The 19,286-nt window shown below is 59.7% G+C and carries 22 protein-coding genes and 2 pseudogenes; 11 read left to right on the plus strand and 13 right to left on the minus strand.

Annotated elements, in window-relative coordinates:
• A partial coding sequence (gene mutS, locus AAC083_RS11060) for a DNA mismatch repair protein MutS (RefSeq protein WP_108536614.1) occupies positions 1-1,806 on the plus strand: 1,806 nt, incomplete at its 5' end.
• Between the two features lie 162 nt (positions 1,807-1,968).
• On the opposite strand, the pseudogene AAC083_RS11065 reads toward mutS, so the two are convergent.
• Together AAC083_RS11065 and AAC083_RS23025 are read right to left on the minus strand one after the other, a co-directional pair.
• Positions 1,969-2,153: pseudogene (locus tag AAC083_RS11065) on the minus strand (hypothetical protein); the annotation flags it as partial.
• A gap of 13 nt (positions 2,154-2,166) precedes the next feature.
• A pseudogene (locus AAC083_RS23025) lies at positions 2,167-2,372 on the minus strand (hypothetical protein); the annotation flags it as partial.
• Between the two features lie 148 nt (positions 2,373-2,520).
• On the opposite strand from AAC083_RS23025, the gene AAC083_RS11070 reads away from it, so the two are divergent.
• A complete protein-coding gene (locus AAC083_RS11070) occupies positions 2,521-3,000 on the plus strand; it encodes a MarR family winged helix-turn-helix transcriptional regulator (protein WP_042035257.1) in 480 nt (159 codons plus the stop codon).
• A 78-nt stretch (positions 3,001-3,078) separates the two neighbouring features.
• Here the strand turns inward: AAC083_RS11070 and AAC083_RS11075 are convergent, their stop codons facing one another.
• A complete protein-coding gene (locus AAC083_RS11075; protein WP_042035259.1) occupies positions 3,079-3,660 on the minus strand; it encodes a YjaG family protein in 582 nt (193 codons plus the stop codon).
• A gap of 162 nt (positions 3,661-3,822) precedes the next feature.
• Here AAC083_RS11075 and AAC083_RS11080 point away from each other — a divergent pair, with 162 nt between their 5' ends.
• Positions 3,823-4,767, plus strand: a complete 945-nt coding sequence (locus tag AAC083_RS11080) for a D-2-hydroxyacid dehydrogenase (RefSeq protein WP_108536615.1) — start codon at positions 3,823-3,825, stop codon at positions 4,765-4,767.
• A 73-nt stretch (positions 4,768-4,840) separates the two neighbouring features.
• Here the strand turns inward: AAC083_RS11080 and mepM are convergent, their stop codons facing one another.
• Positions 4,841-6,178, minus strand: a complete 1,338-nt coding sequence (mepM, locus tag AAC083_RS11085; protein WP_108536616.1) for a murein DD-endopeptidase MepM — start codon at positions 6,176-6,178, stop codon at positions 4,841-4,843.
• A 260-nt stretch (positions 6,179-6,438) separates the two neighbouring features.
• On the opposite strand from mepM, the gene AAC083_RS11090 reads away from it, so the two are divergent.
• Both AAC083_RS11090 and AAC083_RS11095 read left to right on the plus strand, forming a co-directional pair.
• Positions 6,439-7,737, plus strand: coding sequence for a LapD/MoxY N-terminal periplasmic domain-containing protein (locus AAC083_RS11090; protein ID WP_108536617.1), 1,299 nt, complete (start codon positions 6,439-6,441; stop codon positions 7,735-7,737).
• The gene (locus AAC083_RS11095; RefSeq protein WP_108536618.1) at positions 7,734-8,675 is read left to right on the plus strand and encodes a TAXI family TRAP transporter solute-binding subunit; all 942 of its coding nucleotides are present in this window, start codon (positions 7,734-7,736) and stop codon (positions 8,673-8,675) included. The genes AAC083_RS11090 and AAC083_RS11095 overlap by 4 nt, the downstream gene beginning before the upstream one ends.
• Here the strand turns inward: AAC083_RS11095 and AAC083_RS11100 are convergent.
• Positions 8,670-9,344, minus strand: a complete 675-nt coding sequence (locus AAC083_RS11100) for a transglutaminase-like cysteine peptidase (RefSeq protein ID WP_042035266.1) — start codon at positions 9,342-9,344, stop codon at positions 8,670-8,672. The two genes, AAC083_RS11095 and AAC083_RS11100, sit on opposite strands and share 6 nt — an antisense overlap.
• A gap of 76 nt (positions 9,345-9,420) precedes the next feature.
• Positions 9,421-10,326 carry a zinc ABC transporter substrate-binding protein ZnuA gene (gene znuA / locus AAC083_RS11105; protein WP_108536619.1) on the minus strand — a complete coding sequence of 302 codons (906 nt, stop codon included), beginning with the start codon at positions 10,324-10,326 and terminating at the stop codon, positions 9,421-9,423.
• Between the two features lie 94 nt (positions 10,327-10,420).
• Here znuA and znuC point away from each other — a divergent pair, with 94 nt between their 5' ends.
• On the plus strand, positions 10,421-11,185 hold the full coding sequence (gene znuC, locus AAC083_RS11110) for a zinc ABC transporter ATP-binding protein ZnuC (protein ID WP_042035270.1): 765 nt from the start codon (positions 10,421-10,423) through the stop codon (positions 11,183-11,185).
• Between the two features lie 20 nt (positions 11,186-11,205).
• On the plus strand, positions 11,206-11,985 hold the full coding sequence (gene znuB / locus AAC083_RS11115) for a zinc ABC transporter permease subunit ZnuB (RefSeq protein ID WP_108536620.1): 780 nt from the start codon (positions 11,206-11,208) through the stop codon (positions 11,983-11,985).
• Between the two features lie 12 nt (positions 11,986-11,997).
• On the opposite strand, the gene AAC083_RS11120 is transcribed toward znuB, so the two are convergent.
• A complete protein-coding gene (locus AAC083_RS11120; protein ID WP_108536621.1) occupies positions 11,998-12,888 on the minus strand; it encodes a LysR substrate-binding domain-containing protein in 891 nt (296 codons plus the stop codon).
• A gap of 92 nt (positions 12,889-12,980) precedes the next feature.
• Here AAC083_RS11120 and AAC083_RS11125 point away from each other — a divergent pair, with 92 nt between their 5' ends.
• Positions 12,981-13,838, plus strand: a complete 858-nt coding sequence (locus AAC083_RS11125; protein ID WP_108536622.1) for a DMT family transporter — start codon at positions 12,981-12,983, stop codon at positions 13,836-13,838.
• 14 nt (positions 13,839-13,852) lie between these two features.
• On the opposite strand, the gene AAC083_RS11130 is transcribed toward AAC083_RS11125, so the two are convergent.
• Positions 13,853-14,440: a uracil-DNA glycosylase family protein gene (locus tag AAC083_RS11130; protein WP_108536623.1), complete on the minus strand. Its 588-nt coding sequence runs from the start codon at positions 14,438-14,440 to the stop codon at positions 13,853-13,855.
• A 101-nt stretch (positions 14,441-14,541) separates the two neighbouring features.
• Here AAC083_RS11130 and rarD point away from each other — a divergent pair, with 101 nt between their 5' ends.
• Complete coding sequence (rarD, locus tag AAC083_RS11135; protein ID WP_108536624.1) at positions 14,542-15,444, plus strand: EamA family transporter RarD; 903 nt, start codon at positions 14,542-14,544, stop codon at positions 15,442-15,444.
• On the opposite strand, the gene AAC083_RS11140 is transcribed toward rarD, so the two are convergent.
• Positions 15,426-16,157 (minus strand): substrate-binding periplasmic protein, encoded by a 732-nt coding sequence (locus AAC083_RS11140; RefSeq protein WP_108536625.1) that lies wholly within the window; start codon positions 16,155-16,157, stop codon positions 15,426-15,428. The genes rarD and AAC083_RS11140 overlap by 19 nt on opposite strands.
• 44 nt (positions 16,158-16,201) lie before the next feature.
• On the opposite strand from AAC083_RS11140, the gene AAC083_RS11145 reads away from it, so the two are divergent.
• Positions 16,202-16,612, plus strand: coding sequence for a GIY-YIG nuclease family protein (locus tag AAC083_RS11145; RefSeq protein WP_108536626.1), 411 nt, complete (start codon positions 16,202-16,204; stop codon positions 16,610-16,612).
• Here AAC083_RS11145 and pspG read toward each other — a convergent pair.
• The 4 genes from pspG to AAC083_RS11165 all read right to left on the minus strand — a co-directional run bounded on the left by pspG (position 16,609) and on the right by AAC083_RS11165 (position 18,684).
• Entirely contained in the window at positions 16,609-16,827 is a 219-nt protein-coding gene (gene pspG / locus AAC083_RS11150; RefSeq protein ID WP_042035286.1) for an envelope stress response protein PspG, read from the minus strand. The two genes, AAC083_RS11145 and pspG, sit on opposite strands and share 4 nt — an antisense overlap.
• Positions 16,828-16,873: 46 nt before the next feature.
• The gene (locus AAC083_RS11155; protein ID WP_108536627.1) at positions 16,874-17,080 is read right to left on the minus strand and encodes a PspC domain-containing protein; all 207 of its coding nucleotides are present in this window, start codon (positions 17,078-17,080) and stop codon (positions 16,874-16,876) included.
• 2 nt (positions 17,081-17,082) lie between these two features.
• The gene (gene pspA, locus AAC083_RS11160; protein ID WP_108536628.1) at positions 17,083-17,745 is read right to left on the minus strand and encodes a phage shock protein PspA; all 663 of its coding nucleotides are present in this window, start codon (positions 17,743-17,745) and stop codon (positions 17,083-17,085) included.
• A gap of 210 nt (positions 17,746-17,955) precedes the next feature.
• Positions 17,956-18,684, minus strand: a complete 729-nt coding sequence (locus AAC083_RS11165) for a 1-acylglycerol-3-phosphate O-acyltransferase (protein ID WP_042035290.1) — start codon at positions 18,682-18,684, stop codon at positions 17,956-17,958.
• A gap of 176 nt (positions 18,685-18,860) precedes the next feature.
• Between AAC083_RS11165 and AAC083_RS11170 the strand changes: the two genes are divergently transcribed.
• A complete protein-coding gene (locus AAC083_RS11170) occupies positions 18,861-19,238 on the plus strand; it encodes a hypothetical protein (protein ID WP_042035292.1) in 378 nt (125 codons plus the stop codon).
• The last annotated feature ends 48 nt before the right edge of the window (positions 19,239-19,286 follow it).

The raw sequence follows: 19,286 nt of genomic DNA on the forward strand, positions 1-19,286 counted from the left end.
GCCCTGCCCCACATCCGCAGCGTGCGCCTCGAGCAGCCTGATCACGCTGTCATCATGGATGCCGCCACCCGCCGCAATCTGGAGCTGACCCAGAATCTGGCGGGCGGGTATGAAAATACCCTGGCCGAGGTGCTCGATCGCACCGCCACCCCCATGGGCAGCCGTTTGCTCAAGCGCTGGATCCACCAGCCGATCCGCGATCGGGTGATCCTGAAAGGTCGCCAGAGCACCATCCACACGCTTATCGAGCAGAACCTCTACGATGAGCTGGGCAACCTGCTGCGTCAGGTGGGCGATGTGGAGCGGGTGCTGGCTCGTCTCGCCCTGCGCTCAGCCCGCCCGCGCGACCTCACCCGGCTGCGGCAGGCGTTTGCCCAGCTGCCCGAGCTGCAGCGCCTGCTGGCAGATAACCAGCACGAGGCGGTGCAGCAACTGGCAGAGCGCGCCAGCACCTTCCCCGAATTGCTGAGCCTGCTGGAGTGCGCCGTGATGGAGGTGCCACCCGTGCTGATCCGCGATGGTGGCGTCATCCGTGACGGCTTCAATCAGGAGCTGGACGAGTTGCGGGATCTGGCCAACGGCGCCACCGCCAGCCTGGCCCGCATCGAGGAGCGCGAGAAGACGCTGACCGGCATCAACACCCTCAAGGTGGGCTACAACAGGGTGCATGGTTTCTACATCGAGGTGAGCCGCGCCAACAGTCATCTGGTACCGGCCCACTACATCCGCCGCCAGACCCTCAAAAACAATGAACGCTACATCATCGATGAGCTTAAAAAATACGAGGACAAGGTGCTCACCGCCCAGGCGCAGGCGCTGGCACTGGAGAAACGGCTCTACGAAGAGCTGCTCGACACCCTGCTGCCCCACCTCGGCGATCTGCAGGAGTCCGCCGCTGCACTGGCGGAGCTGGACGTGCTGGCCAACCTGGCGGAGCGGGCCGAGAGCCTCGACTACCGCTGCCCGACCCTCATCGACGAGGATCAGATCCTGATCGAGGCAGGCCGCCATCCTGTCGTTGAACAGGTGATGAGCGATCCCTTTATCGCCAACCCCATCCGGCTTGAGCGGGATCGCCGGATGCTGATCATCACAGGCCCCAACATGGGGGGTAAATCCACCTATATGCGCCAGACGGCCCTTATCGTGCTGCTGGCCCATATCGGTGCCTTCGTACCCGCCGACAGCGCCCGCATCGGCCCCATCGACCGTATTTTCACCCGGATCGGGGCGTCGGATGATCTGGCATCGGGCCGCTCGACTTTCATGGTAGAGATGACCGAAACCGCCAACATCCTCAACAACGCCACCGCCCGCAGTCTGGTGCTGATGGACGAAATTGGCCGCGGTACCAGCACCTACGACGGCCTCTCGCTGGCGTGGGCCTGCGCCGAGCAGCTGGCGAGCAAGATTGGCGCCTACACCCTGTTTGCCACCCACTACTTCGAGCTGACCCGGCTGCCGGAGCTGATTGAGGGGCTGGCTAACGTCCATCTGGACGCGGTCGAGCACGGCGACACCATCGCCTTCATGCATGCAGTGCAGGAGGGAGCGGCCAGCCGCTCCTACGGCCTGCAGGTCGCGGCGCTGGCGGGCGTGCCGAAATCGGTGATCCATCAGGCCCGCCACAAGCTGGCAGAGCTCGAAAGCGCCACGCCCCTGCCTGCTGGTGAAACACGCCCGACGCCGGTGACACTGGCGCCTCAGCCCCATCCGGTGGTGGAGGAGCTGGAGGCGGTGCGCCCGGACGAGCTCACCCCCCGCCAGGCGCTGGATCTGCTCTATCGCCTCAAGCAGATGCTCTGATCGGCCGCTGAGCACAGGAAATAGCAATGAAAAAGGGGAACCTCGCGGTTCCCCTTCTGTTTTGCACTATTTGCCACTGCGTGGTCAGGCCGGGCCTATGCGATCCGGCAGGCTCAGAGTGGCCGAGCCGGGCTGACGCTTGAGCTTCTGCCAGTACGCGAAAAACTGGGCAACATAGCCGGACTCCGGTACCTGAGCATCGTCACCCAGCCGTATGCTGCCGAACCGGCTAAAGCGAGCAACAGGAACAGGGTGACGACCGTGGGCGCCGTCATGGTCATGGTCGGGTTGAGGCCTTTCAATCGCCCTTTGGCTGCGCTCGTCGGGATAGAGGTGGACCAGCACATAGGCATAACGTCATTCGCTCACCAACTCCTTCAGGTTGAAAGTACCAATCTCGCGGCAAGAGAGGGGAAGCTCACCATCATGGTGGTGCAGCTTGAGGAGGTGGGTCTGCGTCACAGGGGGGCTGATAATGTATCAAAACTGCGGTATCAGGCAGATAGCAAGGCACTCATACCCCGTAGACCGGCAACCAGAGACTTGATATCCAGATTGTTATTGATCATCTTGCGCCTCAAATATCGGGTTAAAATCCGGACAACGGCGGACAACCCAACACAAAAATCATTAGACCAAAAACAATATTGACCCGATGAGGAATTAGGCGGAAAATTTTGCGCCTCTCAACAGCCCCCCAATGACTCAGGTCCCATGGAAAAACATGATGAAGTGCTGGTCGCACTGCGCCAGATTATTCGTGCCATCGATATGCACTCCAAGCGCTTGATCAAGGAAGCCGGGCTGACATCGCCACAGCTCTTGCTGCTCAAGGGGATCAACGAACTGGGGCAAATCTCCATGCGCCAGCTGGCGGATCACACCAACATGAGCCAGGCTACCGCGACCACCATTATGGACCGTCTCGAGAACCGCCAGTTGGTGCAACGAATTCGCAGTGAAACCGACAAGCGCAAGGTTCACGCGACACTCACTGACGCAGGCCGCGCACTGCTGGCCCAGGCGCCCACCCCGCTGCAAGAGAGCTTTATCCAGCGTTTCCAAGCGCTGGAAACCTGGGAACAAGGGCTGTTGCTCTCCTCCCTGCAGCGTATCTCGGCCATGATGAATGCCGATGGCATTGATGCCGCCCCCGTGCTGAGCGTCAGACCGCTCACCGAAGAACGGGCATGAAAAGGGAACAGGCAGAAAAAAAGCTCCTGACGGAGCTTTTTTTCTATGGGGATTTTGTCTACCTATCCCGTAGCGGTATCACTCCTCCAGGCTGATGCCTATGTTGGAAACACCGTCCTGGGCCGCAAATACCCTGATTGCCAAGATGCGATCGCTGTCACGCTCGTGGGCTACCCGCTTGAGCAGCTCGACCTGAAACTCCAGCTCGGCCTCGATGTACTCGTGCTCGTAGAGTTCCTCTTCGGTCATGTCGCGCTCTTCCAGCATCTCGATGAAACCGGCCACAGTTCCCACTGAGGCATGGCTGGCGTCTTCGGCTTCTTCGCCGACCCGGCAGATCACCGAGTTGTAGGCACAACCCAGCGCCACGCAGGCATCCAGCGCCGGATAAGCACCGTAGGATTCAAACTTGCTGGGCTCCGGAATGTAGACTTCAAACGCTTCCAGGATAGCCCCCAGATTGACGCGGGATCCCTTTACCGTCAGGTAGTTCCACATCTGATCCAGCGCGTTGCGAAACGCCTTCGCATCACCGAAGCCGGATGCTTGGGTAAACAGCGCATAGTTGGGGTACATGCGCTCTGCCAGCGCCAGGGTGTAGACGGTCTGTTGCCAAGGCTGTAGCTCGGCCAGTCGCTTATAAAACTTGTCACCAAACACTGGAGTCGGATCCTTTGCAAAATGTGGGGCAGATTGTAGCCCACGAGGGGCCGCACGAAAACGAAAAAGCGGCCCGGTCGACTAGCTTGTCCGATCAACTCGGGTAAGATGAAGACAAAGCGGCCTCTCTCCCGCGCCGTAAATCTGATAAGGAACAAGAGTATGAGTCAACGTACCCTTCTTTTACTCAGCCAGGACAACGCGCACTACGAGCGCCTGCTCAAGGCCGCCCATCTCCCCCATTTACGCATTCTGAGAGCCGACAACCAGAGCGATGCCGAGAAACTGATCGGGGAGGCCCACATACTGATGGCCGAGCCTGCGCGGGCCAAGCCGCTGCTGGCCAGGGCCAACAAGCTGAGCTGGTTCCAGTCAACCTATGCCGGGGTCGACGTGCTGCTGGATGCCAGCAGCCGACGCGATTATCAACTCACCAACGTGCGCGGTATCTTCGGCCCGCTAATGAGCGAGTATGTGTTCGGCCACCTGCTCAGCCTGATGCGTCAGCTACCGCTCTACCGGGAGCAGCAGAAACAGCGGCTGTGGCAAAGCCACCCGTACCAGGGGCTCAAGGGGCGTACCCTGCTGATCCTGGGGACCGGCAGCATAGGCCAGCACCTGGCCCACACCGGCAAGCACTTTGGCATGAAGGTGCTCGGCGTCAGCCGCAGCGGCCGTGAGCGGGCCGGTTTCGATCAGGTGTATCAGTTGCCGGCGCTGAACAAGATGCTGGCCCAGGCAGACGTCATCGTCAGTGTCCTGCCCGCCACCCGCGAGACCCATCATCTGTTCACTGCATCCCGTTTCGAGCATTGCAAGCCGGGCGCCATCCTGTTCAACGTCGGTCGCGGCAATGCCATCAACGAAGGCGATCTGCTGACCGCCCTGCGCACCGGCAAGCTGGGTATGGCGGTGCTGGACGTGTTCGAGCAGGAACCCCTGCCCGCCGACAGTCCGCTCTGGGGCCAGCCTAACCTCATCATCACCCCGCACAACAGCGCCTACAGCTTCCCCGATGATGTGGCCCAGATCTTCGTGCGCAACTACATCCGCTTCATCGACGGTCAACCGCTGGACGGCAAGATAGACTTCGACAAAGGTTACTGATCCCGCCCATGACACCAATGAAAAGGCCCCGCCAATGTGGCAGGGCCTTTTTCTATTCGGCTGGAAACCGGCGTCAGCCTGCCTCCATCTCCTTGCGATAGCTCTTCACCTTGGCAAGGAACTGACGTTTGGCCTTGCCAGAGAGTGGCTCCGCCATCGGCAACTTGACCTTCATGGGATCGACCGGGCGGTTGTTGATCCGCACCTCATAGTGCAAGTGGGCACCGGTGGAACGGCCTGTGTTACCGGAGAGCCCAATCTTGTCGCCCATCTTCACCTTCTGACCGGTTTTCACCAGCAGCTTGCTCAAATGCAGATAACGGGTCATCAGGGTACGGCCGTGCTTGATCACCACATAGGTGCCTGCCAGCGGGTGGCTGGTCGCCTTGATCACGACGCCGTCACCCGTCGCCATCACGGGCGTGCCCACAGGCAGGGCAAAGTCAGTGCCCTCGTGAGGACGAACCTGACCTGTAATCGGGTGGCGACGACTCGGGTTGAAGCTGGAGCTGACCCGATAACGGCTATGGGTCGGATAGCGGCGGAAGCCGCGCTCCAGGCTGTTACCCTGACCGTCATAGTAGTTGCCATCTTCCGACAACCAAGCCGAGATGCCCTGCCCCTGATTGAACACTTCGACCCCCAGCAACTGGGTGTTGCCCGTGCTCTTGCCCTCGACCGTCTCCTGACGGACCAGCACTTTGAACTTGTCGCCCTTTTTCAGATCCTTGGCGAAATTCAACCGCCACTGGAACAGGTTAGCGATCTTCTGGATGTGGTTGGCCGGGATCCCCGCATTGCGAGCACTGACATAGAAACTGCCGTTGATGACGCCTTCATAACTCTTCTGCTGCCACTGCACCTCTTCATTAAGCATGTTGGCGCTGTAGGTGTCATCGGTGCGTTCCAGGATCAGGGTCTGCTTGATATTCAGACGAATCTTCATCTGTTGCAGTATGTTGTCCTGATCGATCAGCAACTCGATAGTCTGACCGGGTTTGAGGCGGGCCAGATTGTTTTTGCTATCCGCATCCAGCACCTTGTAGAGAGTGGTGGTCGAAAGCCCCAAGTTGTTGAAGATGGTGGTCAGGTTTTCACCGTTGCGCACCCTGTAGTCCTGCCACTGGGGAGTGGCGTCGGTCGGGATGTCATCTTCCGGGAGCGCGGCTTCCACCAGCTCATGATCCGGGATGTCGTTAAAATCCGTATTGTCTTCGTTGGTTGCCGTACCGTTGGTGGCAATGGGCAACTCCAAACGCAATGGCCGCTCCAGGATGTCACCTGGCGCTGGCAATATGGCTACCGCTGACAGCGTCATCGCTGTGAGCAGTAACATGGCGTAAAAATGCTTGCGGGGAACCGGGGGTTCCCAATTGGCAGCCTGTGCTACCAAGGGACGGAGACGTTTCATCCGCTATCCTGTCATTAGATCCAAGGGTGTTAGTCGTCAGTCTGTTTTGCTACAAAACTGTATAAAACTGACTGTTTGACCTAAATACTCACAATTAGTTCATAGCAATCTGCATGAACCTCACATTTTATGCATAACATTCCCCTATGGGCAGAAATGATCGTCTTTTTTAACCATTTTTTCCTATTTTTAAGAACCGGGTCCGATTGTGCTTGGCCCAAGGTTTCATGATGTTGTGATAACTTTTCCATGGAGTGGATATGTCGTTAGCAAAACTGTTAAACCGAATCATCCTGATCCTGTTCGTTATCGGTGCCGCCCTGCTGTTCATGCTGGAAGTCACCACGGTACGCCAATCCATCCTCGACCAGATGTCGGCCAACCTGGAAACGGCCATCACAGCCCTCGGCCTGGTGCTGCAAGGCACCCTGCTCAACGATGACAAGGTGCTTGCCGAAACCATAGTCAACGCCATGTTCGACGGCGGCTTCGTCAGCTCGGTCACCCTGCTGGACCCTGACGGTCAACTACTGTTCCAGAAGGTCTTTCACACAACACTGCAGAATGTGCCGAGCTGGCTCCCTTCTGTTATCGACATGCCGCCGGTCAAAATTGAGCAGGAGTTGACCGATGGCTGGCGCATGCTGGGCACCCTCACCCTGGAAGGGCACACGGGCTACGCCTATCAGCACCTGTGGAATGCCATCAGCCGCACTGGCCTTGCCCTGCTCGCCGGCCTACTGGTGCTCACCTTGGTGATCTCCTGGGTGTGCGGCCGCCTACTGCGCCCCCTCGAGCTTATCAACCAGCAACTGGTCAGGATCCGCAAACGCCAGTTCAGCGGCAATCTGGATTCTCCCTGGCTGCAGGATCTCAAGGAGCTGGTCATCTCGGTCAACCAGCTGGTCTCGGAGCGCAAGCGGGATCTGCTGCAACAGCGACTCAAGATCACCCAGCTCGGCAAGCAACAGGCGCCGACAATCGCTCAACCCCTGCAAGATGTGACGGAAGGGGAAGACGGCATGCAACAACAGCATTTTTTCTCCACCCAGGGCAGCATCCGTCTCTACAGCCGCCTCATTCCCACCCTTACTCCCTCGCCGGAGAGCTCCCCGGATCAGATCCTGAACCTGCTCGACCTCTGGTTGCACCATCCGGTGGAGGGGCTGCAACTGCCCCTCAGCCTGCTCAATCATGCTGACTGGGCGCAATTCGTCCCGCTGCTGGCCAAGGGCAGAGGCAAGACCCTCGACTGGCGCTGGGATCTGGCAAGCTTCCCCCCCCTCGGGGAAGCACGGCTCGCCACCTTGCAGGAACAGGGCATCGAGATGGCATTCAGCGCCATCCCCATGACCAACGACACCTTCAATCAGCTCGACCCCATCAACCCCGTCTTCATCAGCTGCCAGCCAACCCAGGCTCCCCTTTACTGGAATCTGGTGGCTCAATGCCTGCACAGTGCGGGCTACACTCTGCTGGCTGAAGCCAGCGAGATCCAGGATATCGACACCCTGCGCAGCTGGGGCATAGACGGTTACGCCAGCAAGGAGATCTCATGAACAAACTCGGGTTGTTACTCGCCCTGCTGTGGCCGCTGCCGCTGCTGGCCAGCCCCCTGCTCATCGCCACCGGCGGTGAGCAGGGGATTTATCATCAGGTCGCCAAAGAGTTCTGCCGGCTGGCCAACAAGAGTGACCCCGAGCTGCAATGCAAGCTGCAGGTCACCTCAGGTACCATCGAGAATCTGCACCAACTACAGTCAGGGCAGATACCCTATGCCCTGGTGCAATCGGACTGGCTCTATCAGGCCAGCCGAGGCCTCGGGCCCTATGCCAGCCAGCCGCAACCCGAACTGAGAGCCATGTTCGCTACCCACGCCGAGCCTTTCACCATAGTGGTGCGAGCGGATGGCGACATCACCACGCTGACACAGCTCAAGCTGGCGCCCATCGACATAGGGCTGAAAAGCTCGGGCACTCGCCAGACGGCCCTGGCCCTGTTCAACCTGTTGGGAGCAAAAGAGCAGGATCTCGATCTGAAGAGCGTAGGCAATCTGGCGGAGGCGCTCTGCAGCAAGCAGATAGATGCCTACGGTCTGGTAATGGGACACCCGAACCGGATCGTGCTCGATACCACCAAGCGCTGTGCCATCCGCTTTCTGCCGATCGAGGGAGAGACTCGGGATCAACTGCTCAAGGGGGTCAAGTACTACCAGCGCAGCCAAGTGCCTGCCCGCATCTATCCCGGCAACCTGAAGGCGACCCCCACCTTCGCCATCGCGGCCACTCTGGTGACCAATGCCGCCACGCCTGAGGCGGAGGTCTACCGACTGACCAGGGCCATGTTGTCCCAGCAGACCAGCTTCAACGAGCAGACCTATGGTTACGCCAACCTGTTTCACAAGGCCCGTAACAAAACAGGCCCGGTGCTGAGCATCGAACAGCATCCGGGCGCGGCAAAATATTTCGAAGAGTTGAAAGCAGCGGGAAAACTATAACTGGCGACGGGGGGAGCGCAGTTGCTCGCTGGAGAAACGGGTCTTCATCGATGTCCACTGCGCCAACCTGTCGGCACTGCCCGCCAATGTGCCTTCACGGCGCGACTTCATGATCCAGATGCTCTTTGCATCGAAGCTGTAGACGGGGATGAGATCAGTTCGCTGACTGCCGGGCAGGATCCGGCTGTTGATGTTGTCGAGCACCAGCGGATCGGATTTGGGCGTTGGAAAATAAAGCGTAACCATATGAAACTGGTTGTACTTCACCGCCTTGACATAAGCCAGCCGCAGCTTTTTCTCTTCAACCCCCAGCTCCATCAGGGTGTAGTACTTGGAGATGCTGTAATCTTCGCAGTCCCCCCCGCGAGCACCAATAAACTCCAATGGATTGGCCCAATAATCCTCATCACCCCACAATCTGGGATCATCGCTGTAGGTCAGGTTATTGAAGTAGTTGTTCACCAGCTCGATCTTCTGCTGATCCGTGGTACCGGCACGGGGCGTGAGCAGGCGGGAAAACGCCTCGGCACGCTGGATCGCCCTGCCGCCATAAACCTCCTGCAATTTGGCCCTCAACTCGGGGCTGGCAATGTATTCGGAGAGACGGGACGCTTGCACGCTGGCACAGAGCAGCGCCAGCGTGCAGGTGGGAATGAGCAGCCATTTCATATTTAACACTCCATGTCAGATGCTGGAGGTCAGTATAGTTGGCGCAGGCCACCCTATCAGGTGAACGAAAGCGAGCTCAGCGGCACTGGGCGAAGGCGTCAGCCAACTGTTGCATGAACTGCGGGTAGCCATCAGCACCAATCGGGACCTGCTCACCCACCTCATCCAGCAGCAATACCTTGGCGCCGGTATTGCGGGCCACCGACTCAATCACGGCAGGGGAGAATTGCGGCTCGGCGTAGATGCAGCTTGCCTGTTTCTCCTGCAGCGCCTTGCGGATCTCTACCAGCGTCTTGGCGCCGGGACGGCGTTCCGGGTTTACGGTAAAGTGCCCCTTGGAGCTCATTCCGTAGTGACGTTCCCAGTAGCCATAAGCCTCGTGGAACACGAAGTAGCCCTTCTGGTTCACCGCCTTCATCTGTTCAGAGATGAGCTTGTCCTTGGCCGCCACCTTGGCCTTGAAGGTCAGCAGGTTGGTGCGATAACGTTCGGCATTGGCGGGATCCTGGGCACTTAGCGTTTCACTCAGCGCACTGGCGATAACCAGTGCCTGGGTCGGCCCCAGCCAGATATGCGGATCTACCCCTTCGTGATGATGCCCCTCGTGTCCATCGTGATCATGACCCTCATCGGCATGCTCTTCGTGCCCTTCCTGCTTGGCGTAGTCGAACAGCGGCATCCCCTCAACCCGGGTAAGCGTCAGTACATGGGGATGCTTGGCCAGCGGTTTGGCCATGAAGCCTTCCAGCTCGGGACCGACCCATACCACCAGATCGGCACCCTGGATGCTGCGAATATCGGAGGGGCGCAGGGAGAAGTCGTGGGGAGAGGCGCCGGTCGGCAGCAGTACTCTGGGCTCACTCACGCCATCGGTGATCGCGGCTGCGATAAAGCCGAGGGGCTTGATGGTGGTCAGTACCTCGAGGGCACGGACAGGCAGGCTCACTGCCAGCAAGGCAGTGATAAGTGTAAGAATTCGCATAGAGATCTCGTCAGGAAGTGAGTGTGTGATAATATAACAAACCAACGTTGTTGTTATATTATAACTCTCACAGGCTGTAAACCCCGGAGCTGTCATGACCCAACTGGTGGAGCTGAAAGAGGTCTGTCTTTCGTTCGACGGACGATCCGTGCTCGACAAGGTCTCCTTTACCCTGAATAAAGGCAAAATCACTACCCTGGTCGGCCCTAACGGGGCGGGCAAGAGCACCCTGAGCAAGCTGGTACTGGGCCTGCTCACTCCGGATACCGGCGAGATCCGGCGCCGTCGCGATCTGCGGGTTGGCTATGTACCGCAACGCCTCTATCTGGACCCCACTCTGCCGCTGACGGTGCGCCGCTTCCTGCAACTGGGCAAGAATGGCCGTCTATCCATCGAGGAGGCGCTCAATCGGGTCGGCGCCCAGGGGTTGCTGGATAACCGGATGCAAAAGCTCTCTGGCGGCGAGATGCAGCGAGTGCTGCTGGCACGTGCCCTGCTGGTCAAGCCAGAGCTGCTGGTGCTGGATGAGCCGGTGCAGGGGGTGGACATCAACGGTCAGATCGAGCTCTATGCCCTCATCAGCACGCTGGCGGCCGAGTTCAACTGCGCCGTACTGATGGTCTCCCACGACTTGCACCTGGTGATGGCCAGCACCCACGAAGTGATCTGCCTCAATCGCCACGTCTGCTGTCACGGCGAGCCGGAAAGCGTGGCACGCCATCCCGAATTTGCCCGCCTGTTCGGGCGCCCTGAACAGGAAGTGCTGGCAGTCTACACGCACCATCATCACTGCGACGGCGAACACCATCATCATAATGAGCAGGCCCCCGTCATCCGCCTGCCGTCTCGCAATCAATAAGCGCAGCTAAGGACATTCAAGTGGACAGCTTTCTGTTATATGCCCTCACGGCCGGCCTCGGTATCGCCCTGCTGGCCGGGCCCCTTGGCAGCTTCGTGGTGTGGCGCAAGATGGCCTATTTTGGCGACACCCTCTCCCATGCCTGCCTGTTCGGCATAGCACTCGGCATACTGCTGCAGGTGAATCTGACCCTGGCGGTGGTGGTCTGCTGCCTCGCCATGGCCATGCTGCTGGTGATCATGAGTCGCAACCAGCAGGTAGCGACCGATACCCTGCTCGGCATCCTGGCCCACAGCGCCCTGTCGCTTGGCCTGGTCACCTTGAGTTTTATGGATAACGTGCGGGTGGATCTGATGGCCTACCTGTTCGGCGACCTGCTCTCGGTACAACCGGTGGATCTGCTCTGGATCTACGGCGGTGGCGCCCTGGTGCTGCTCACCCTGTGGCGCCTGTGGGATCCCCTGCTCTCCATGACCATCTCGGAGGAGCTGGCACGGGTGGAAGGGATCCGGGTCGATGTGCTGCGCTGTGTGCTGATGCTGCTGATCGGGCTGGTGATCGCCGTGGCAATGAAGTTTGTCGGGGCGCTGATCATCACCTCGCTGCTGATCATTCCCGCCGCCACCGCTCGCCGCTTCAGCCAGACGCCGGAGCAGATGGCCGGTTTTGCCGCGCTGATCGGCTGTCTCGCCGTGCTCGGCGGGCTGACCCTCTCCTGGTATCAGGACACCCCGGCGGGCCCTTCCGTGGTGGTCTGCGCCACCGGCCTGTTTATCCTGAGCCAGTTCAAGAAAGCCTGATAAGCCAAGCGGTTATAGCGCCATGCTCTGGCGCGCCTCCATCATCAGCCATTGGCGCAATCGGCTGATGGCGGGCTCATGTGCCCGGGATCGCTTGCAGGTAAAGTAGAAGGCATCCCCCGTCTCCAGCTGGTGAACCGGCAAGGCCACCAGCTGGGGATCATCCGGCCGCAGCATGTAGTCGTTCACGAATGCCACACCCTGATCCCAGGACGCCGCCTCCATCGCCAGCAGCACATGGCTGAAGTGGTGCATCCGTGCCTCATCCGGGATGACCAGACCGCCAGCCTTGGCCCAGCGCTGCCAATCCTCTCCCCGCGCCTTGTAGATGGACTGCACCGACAGGAGCGGCAGCTGCCAGATGGCCTGTGGCCACTCCCCCTCCAGCTGTTGCAACAGGCGTCGGCTGCAGACCGGGAACAGTCGCTCCTGATAGATGAGATCGTGGCAATAACCGCGGCCATGGGGCGACACCGTGATGAAACAGTCCGCCACCCGATCGGAGAGCTCGGGATCTTCCGCCACCATCTCCAGGCTCAGATCCAGCTCGGGGTAGAGCTGACGCAGACCCGCCAGACGCGGGATCAGCCACTTCACCGCGAACGAGCTGTAGACCGCGAGTCGCAGCCGCATCTCACCACCGCCGCGCAGCTGTTCGCTGCTCTGGGCGATCTGGCCGAGCCCAGCGGCTATGCCTTCGAAGTAAACCTCCCCCTGGGCGGTCAATGACAACAGCCGCCCCTGACGCAACAGCAGCCGTTCCCCCAGAAAATCCTCCAGCAGGCGGATCTGGTGGCTGACCGCACTCTGGCTGACGTTCAGCTCGAGGGCCGCGCGAGAAAAACTGAGCAGGCGGGCGACCGCTTCGAAATATTGAACCGCGCGCAGGGGAGGCAGCTTCATTATCCAAAATTCTCATAGATGGTGATTTTTTATCATTTTACTGGATAACTGACCCCACGCTACCCTGCCCTCATATTAACGTGGGAGGTGGTATGAATGCAGTCGGGATCGGCATCCTCTATCTGGTGCTGGGCAACATGGTGGCGGTCTTTTCCGATGCACTGGTCAAGGTACTGGATCCGAGCCAGCCCGTGTTCCAGTTTGTCTTCTTTCGCCAGCTCTCAGCCGCCATTCTGCTGATGCCCTGGCTGCTCTGGTCATGGCGTCGCAATCCGCCGGTAGCCATCAAGTGGCACCTGCTGCGGGCCCACATCTGGGCGGTCGGTGTCTGCCTGATGGTGGTCGCCCTCACCCGCTTGCCGCTCGCCACCGCCAACGCCCTCTTCTATGCGGCCCCCCTGATGATGGTGCCACTGGCGGTATGGATGGCGGGGGAAGCAATCTCACGCCAGAAGGTGCTGACCGCGCTCATCGGTTTTATCGGGGTCTTGATCGTACTTCGGCCAACCGAGGTGAACTGGGCCGCGCTGGCCGCGCTCGGGGTGGCGCTCTCAATGGCGCTCAACAACTTGCTGATCAAGCGGATCCCGCTCAAGCAGCCCATCGCCCAGACCCTGTTCTTCACCAACGTGCTGAGCATGCCCTTCATACTGGCGCTGGCACTGTGGGAAGGGGGCGACTGGCAGTGGCAGATGTGGTGGCCCGCCTTCGGCTCATCGGCGCTGATCATGGTCTATGCCGGCTTGTGCGTGGTGGCCTATCGCAAGGCAGAGGCAAGCAAGATCGCCTCGGCGGAATACACTGGCCTCTTGATGGCGGTCGCCATCGGGGTCTGGATGTTTGACGAGCAACCGGGTCTACCGCTGCTGCTGGGGTGCCTGTGCATCATCATCCCGCTGGTTGCCATGGCGCGCAACAAACCAAAACCGCTGACGGAACCTGCGGTCTGACACAGAGGCCAATACTAGGGTCGCACCAGCAAGGGGGCGACCCTTTGTTGCAGATGAGAGATCACCTCCTGCTCGAACCAGAGGTTCTTCTTGAGCCAGAAGGTATTGCGGGGAGACGGATGCGGCAACGGCAGCCAGCCGGGGCCATAGTCAGCCCAGCTGCGCACCGTCTCGGTGAGCGACCCCTTGGCCGCCCCCCGCAGGTAGTAGGCTTGCGCATACTGGCCGATGAGCAGGGTCAGCTCAATATTGGGCAGCAGCATCAACACCTTGTCGTGCCAGATAGGCGCGCACTCGGGTCTGGGTGGCAGATCCCCCGACTTGCCCTTGCCGGGATAGCAGAGCCCCATCGGCATGATGGCGATGCGGGACTCGTCGTAGAAAGTGGCCTTATCCACGCCGAGCCAGTGACGCAGCCTATCGCCAGAGGGGTCATTCCAGGGGATGCCGCTGGCATGAACGCGGGTACCTGGCGCCTGGCCGATGATCAGCAAGCGGGCGCTCTCGGCGCCACGGATCACCGGGCGTGGCCCCAGCGGCAAATGAGCCTCGCATAACCGGCAGGCCCGGATCTGTTCAAACAACGTATCGAGTCGGTTCATGCCCCGATAGTAACAGGATTTCCCCCTCTATCCTGCTTGTGAAAGTCTCAGAGGATACTTATCATGCGACCACAAATGTTTAATTTAATAAACGGAGAGAGATGAAGAACTGGATGGGCACCGGCAGCGCGGCCCTCTCATTCGTGCTGTGGGGCATGCTGCCCCTCTATTACCAGTTCATGCCAGAGGTCAACATGTGGGAACTGCTCTCCCACCGGGTCCTCTGGTCGGCGGTACTGCTGGGAACCCTCTTTTCCCTGCTCGGCTACCGGGTGCCCTGGGCACGCCTGCGCAGTGAACCCCGTCAGCTTTGCCTCATACTGCTGGCGGGCCCGGTCATGTCCATCAGCTGGTGCATGTTTACCTGGTGCCTGACTACGGGTCAGGTGCTGGCCACCAGCCTCGCCTTCTTCATGACGCCGCTGTTCAATATCGTGTTCGCAGTCCTCTTCCTCAAGGAGCGGCTCACCCCGCAAAAACATCTGGCGGTCGCCCTGGCGCTGGCGGGGCTGGCCTACATGCTGTTCTCCTACGGCCAGCTGCCCTGGTTCTCCCTCATCATGGGGGCCAACTTCGCCTTTTATGGCCTGCTCAAGAAGAAGGTTCACTACGATGCTGGCGTCAGCCTCTACCTCGAAGCCCTGGTCCAGCTGCCGGTTGCTCTGCTGATCATCGGCTGGCTTGCCCTGAACGGCATGAGCCAGTTTATGTCCGGTGACTGGGCCGAACGGCTGCTACTGATGGGCAGCGCCCCCGCCACCCTGCTGCCGGTGGGCCTGTTCTGCTACGCCGTGGCGCGCACCCGCATGAGCACTGTGGGGCTACTGCAATATATCGAGCCCAGCCTCGCCTTCCTGCTCGCCATCTTCTGGTTTGGCGAGACGGCCGATCCGGTGAAATCGGTGGGATTTGCCTTCGTCTGGGCGGGTCTGCTGGTGAGCCTGCTACCACTGCACAGGCTCAGGCGCGGTGCCGGCAACCCTGCTCAGGGTCTGCCACGATAGGATTCCAGGATGGCGTGCCACGCGGGATCCATGTCCATCTGCCCGGCGATGTCGTTCAGCCGGGCATGGAGATCGGCACGGGATTTGGGAACCAGAATATGGCGGGTATAGCTGGATTGGGGAAAGGGCGAGATGAACAGCTTGCCCTCATAAGCGTCATTGATGAAGAAAGACAGTGCCGAGCCCGGCACTAGGGTCACATCAATGCGGCCCCGTATCAGCAGGCTGAAATTGGTTTTGACCTTCTTGGCATCGTGGCGCACCAGCTCGCCCCGGGCCACAGCATCATCGATGCCTTGATAGCGATAGCCCTCTATGCCACCGAAGATCAGCCCCTTGAGTGAATCAGGGCCGCGATAGGTGACGGGTCTGGCCGCGCTGGAGATGAGCTCGTTGGTGTCGCGCATGACAGGGAAGGTCCACAGATAACGTTCGTGCTGGGGATCCCCCACCCAGACAGGATTGACCCAGGCCACCAGACCGTCGAAGCCAGGATCCGACATCTCCAGCGCCAATCTGGCCCGATTCACCAGCCAGAGTTCAAGCCTGGGTTCTCCGCCGAGCTGTTCATTGAGATACTTGACCAGATCCCGGCTCAGTCCCGTCTTCTCCCCTGTCATGAAAGGGGGATGCTGATGGTAATCATAGAGACGGATCGTCTCACCCAGAGCCGGGACCGACAACAGGCACCACAACCACAACCAGACTCGCATCGCACCTCCTTGGACTGCTCTTGAGTTTGGCACAGACAGATCGAATGAGAAACGCAGCGATGGACACAAAACCGACCAGCTCACCCCCACCCGGCCAATGGTCCCTCTATCTGGTGCGCACCGCAGCAGGCCTGCTCTATACGGGTATCAGCACGGATCCGATCAGGCGGTTGCGCCAGCACCAGAGCGGCAAGGGATCCCGCGCCCTGCGCGGCAAGGGGCCACTCACGCTGGTCTGGCAGCAGAGTGTGGGCGACAAGGGGGCGGCACTGCGACTCGAATACCGCCTCAAACAGCAGAGCAAGGCCTTCAAGGAGCGCCTGGTACGAGAGCCGGATGGCTGGGCCGACTGGAGTCAGCCTTGGCTGGCAGCGATTGACCCGGCAATGAAGAGGCCACAAAAAAGGCCACTGCGAGCAGTGGCCAAGGAAGGATCCGATAGCAGGGAGGCTTAACGGTAGGTATTGGGTTGTTTGCGCCGGTTGCTGATGAGCCAGCACACCACCAGCAGCACCAGCAACCAGGGCGCCAGCTTGATGATCAGAGCGAACATGCCGGCCAGCGCGCCAAACAGCACGAAGAGACCGCTCACCAGCAGCATGGCCAGCACGGTAAACCCGGCCAGCGCCATGGCCACCAACACCAGCATCAAGACAATAAATTCCAGCATGTTCTGCTCCTCGCAGGCTTCTCTTGCCGGCTGAATGACCCCAGGGTCAATCCAGCCAGCGCTTCAATTCACGATGGGGTGGCATGATCAGCACCGCCAGCAGATAGGCGGCCAGGGTCAGTGGCGGCATCAGGATCAGGGCAATCAGCGCCACTATCCGTACCGTCACCCTCGAGAGCCCCAGCCGGTTGGCAATACCGGCGCAAACCCCGGTCAACTTGCGATGAGCAAGGTCCTTCGGCCAGGGCGCCATGCTTATGCCCCCACCTTCTGACCCTTCAGTCGGGCCAGGTCGCGCTCAATCTCGTCGTTCAGTTCCAGCTCGCGGAACTGGGCCTCCAACGAAGGATTCTGCCCCAGGGTCGCCGCCTCCAGCTGAGCTTCCAGCTGATCGACCCGGCCCTGAAAACCGTCGAAACGAGCCATCAACTCATGCATGCGCTGGTTGTCGACCTGGGCGCGGGCCCGGATCCGGCTATGGGCGGTCTGTTCGCGCAGGGTCAGCATCTTCTGCTTCTCGCGGGCTTCGGTCAGCTTGGCGGCCAGCCGCTCGCTGTCGGCGGTGAGCTGGGCCAGCACCTCGGCTACCCGGACCTTGTCCTGTTCCAGCTGGTCACATTTTTTAGCCTCGGCCAGTTTTTCAGTGAGGGCGGCACGGGCCAGATCCTCACGTCCCTTCTGGATGGCGAGCTCGGCCTTGGCCGACCACTCCAGAACCTGGTGTTGCAGCGCCTGCTGGTGGCGTTCCAGCTGCTTCTGCTCGGCGATGACGCGGGCGGCCTGGGTTCTCATCTCGACCTGCACCTGCTCCATCTCTTCGATCATCAGTCGCAGCATCTTCTCCGGCTCTTCGCTCTTGTCGAGCAAGCTGTGCAGGTTGGCATTGATCACGTCGGTCAGGCGGCTAAATACGCTCATGGTCTGGCTCCTTGTTCATGGGGATGGCTATCTCTTCCCATAGCATTACAAGAGCCGTGCCAAGAAAATTTATTGTTTCTTTACAACTAGATGGGGATTTATCGGCAAGATGCAAGCAGGGTTTTCTGGTGAAATTTGCCAACAAGGTGGTGATTTTAACCAACAAAAAAGGGAGCCAGCGGCTCCCTCTATGTCGTCTTCCGTTCAGAGTCAGGCGGCTTGATGGCGACCCAGCTTGCTGTCCAGTTCGACCAGCTTGGCTTCCATCTGTGCACGGCAGTTGTCAGACAACTCGCGAATACCGGCAGCGCCATGCTCCTTGCTGCACACGGGCGGCAACATTTCCAGCAGCACTTCACCATTGTCCCAGCGGTTCAGGTCGATCTGGCCAAAGTAGCTGGAGCAAACGATGGGCACCACGGGCACCTCGGCCTGCACGGCGGTGTGGAAGGCGCCAGCCTTGAACGGCAGCAGGCCACGCCCCTTGGAGCGAGTACCTTCCGGGAACATCCAGATGGAGGTGCCATGATTCTTGATGCGATCCACCACCTGGCCTATGGTGCCGATGGCACGGGAGCGGTTGGAGCGATCGATCAGCACGTTGCCTGAGAGCCAGAAGAGCTGGCCGAAGAAGGGCAGCCACAGCAGACTCTTCTTGCCGACCGCCACCACGCCGGGCATGACAGCACCTGTCACGGTGAAGATGTCGAAATTGCTCTGGTGATTGCAGACGTAAACCGCCGGGCCGAGCGACTTTACCTCGTCCGGTATGGTTACCTTGACCTTGAGCCCGAGCAGCGGGCAGATCGCATGGTACATGCGGGCGAAAACAAAGACGTTGTTGGGATGACGCGGACGCACCAGACAGAGCAACAGACCAAACACGAACCAGAAAACGAGCAGCAGGGTAAGCAGCAGCACACGGGCAAGTTTGAGCATCGAACACCTCGGATTTTAACTTGGCGCAGTATACTGGTCCCCCTTTTAGCGAACAAGCGTTCGCCAAACAGAACCGCCCACCACGATGTGCACAGATGGTCGCATCGAATTCTGCTGACTTGCTCCTGTCATGGTTGATCGATAGGATATGCACCATTCAACAGGGTAGGGCTAGCATGATTTTGCGACAACGCGTGGCGACAAGACTCCTGCTGCTGGTCTGCATTCTGGTGCTCAACTGTGCGGCCCAGCCGCTGGCCCGGCTGGCTCAACTCGATCAAGCCCTCAGTTGCCAGGTTCAACTCCTCCCCTCTTCCGGTGTCGATGCCGACGATGCGCAGCCAGCGACGCCTCAGCCAAGCAGTTGCCAGCTCAATGGCAAGTGGCTCAGTGCCGCCAGCCTGCTCTGTGTCGAACAGATCTTCTTTGCCATCGCCTTCGTGATTGCCCTGCTGGCGCCGTTGTCGCGGCGCTCGCCTGCCTTGCCCCCCCCTCGCAACATATCTCCGCCTGAACGGCGACTACATCTTACTTTCTGCGTCTGGCGAGAATGAGTTAGCGGCGGTTATCTACCCCTGACTTTCATTTTCAAGAGACAACAA

It is taken from the genome of Aeromonas sp. HMWF014 (assembly GCF_963878295.1).
In the GTDB taxonomy this organism is placed as follows: Bacteria; Pseudomonadota; Gammaproteobacteria; order Enterobacterales; family Aeromonadaceae; genus Aeromonas; species Aeromonas popoffii.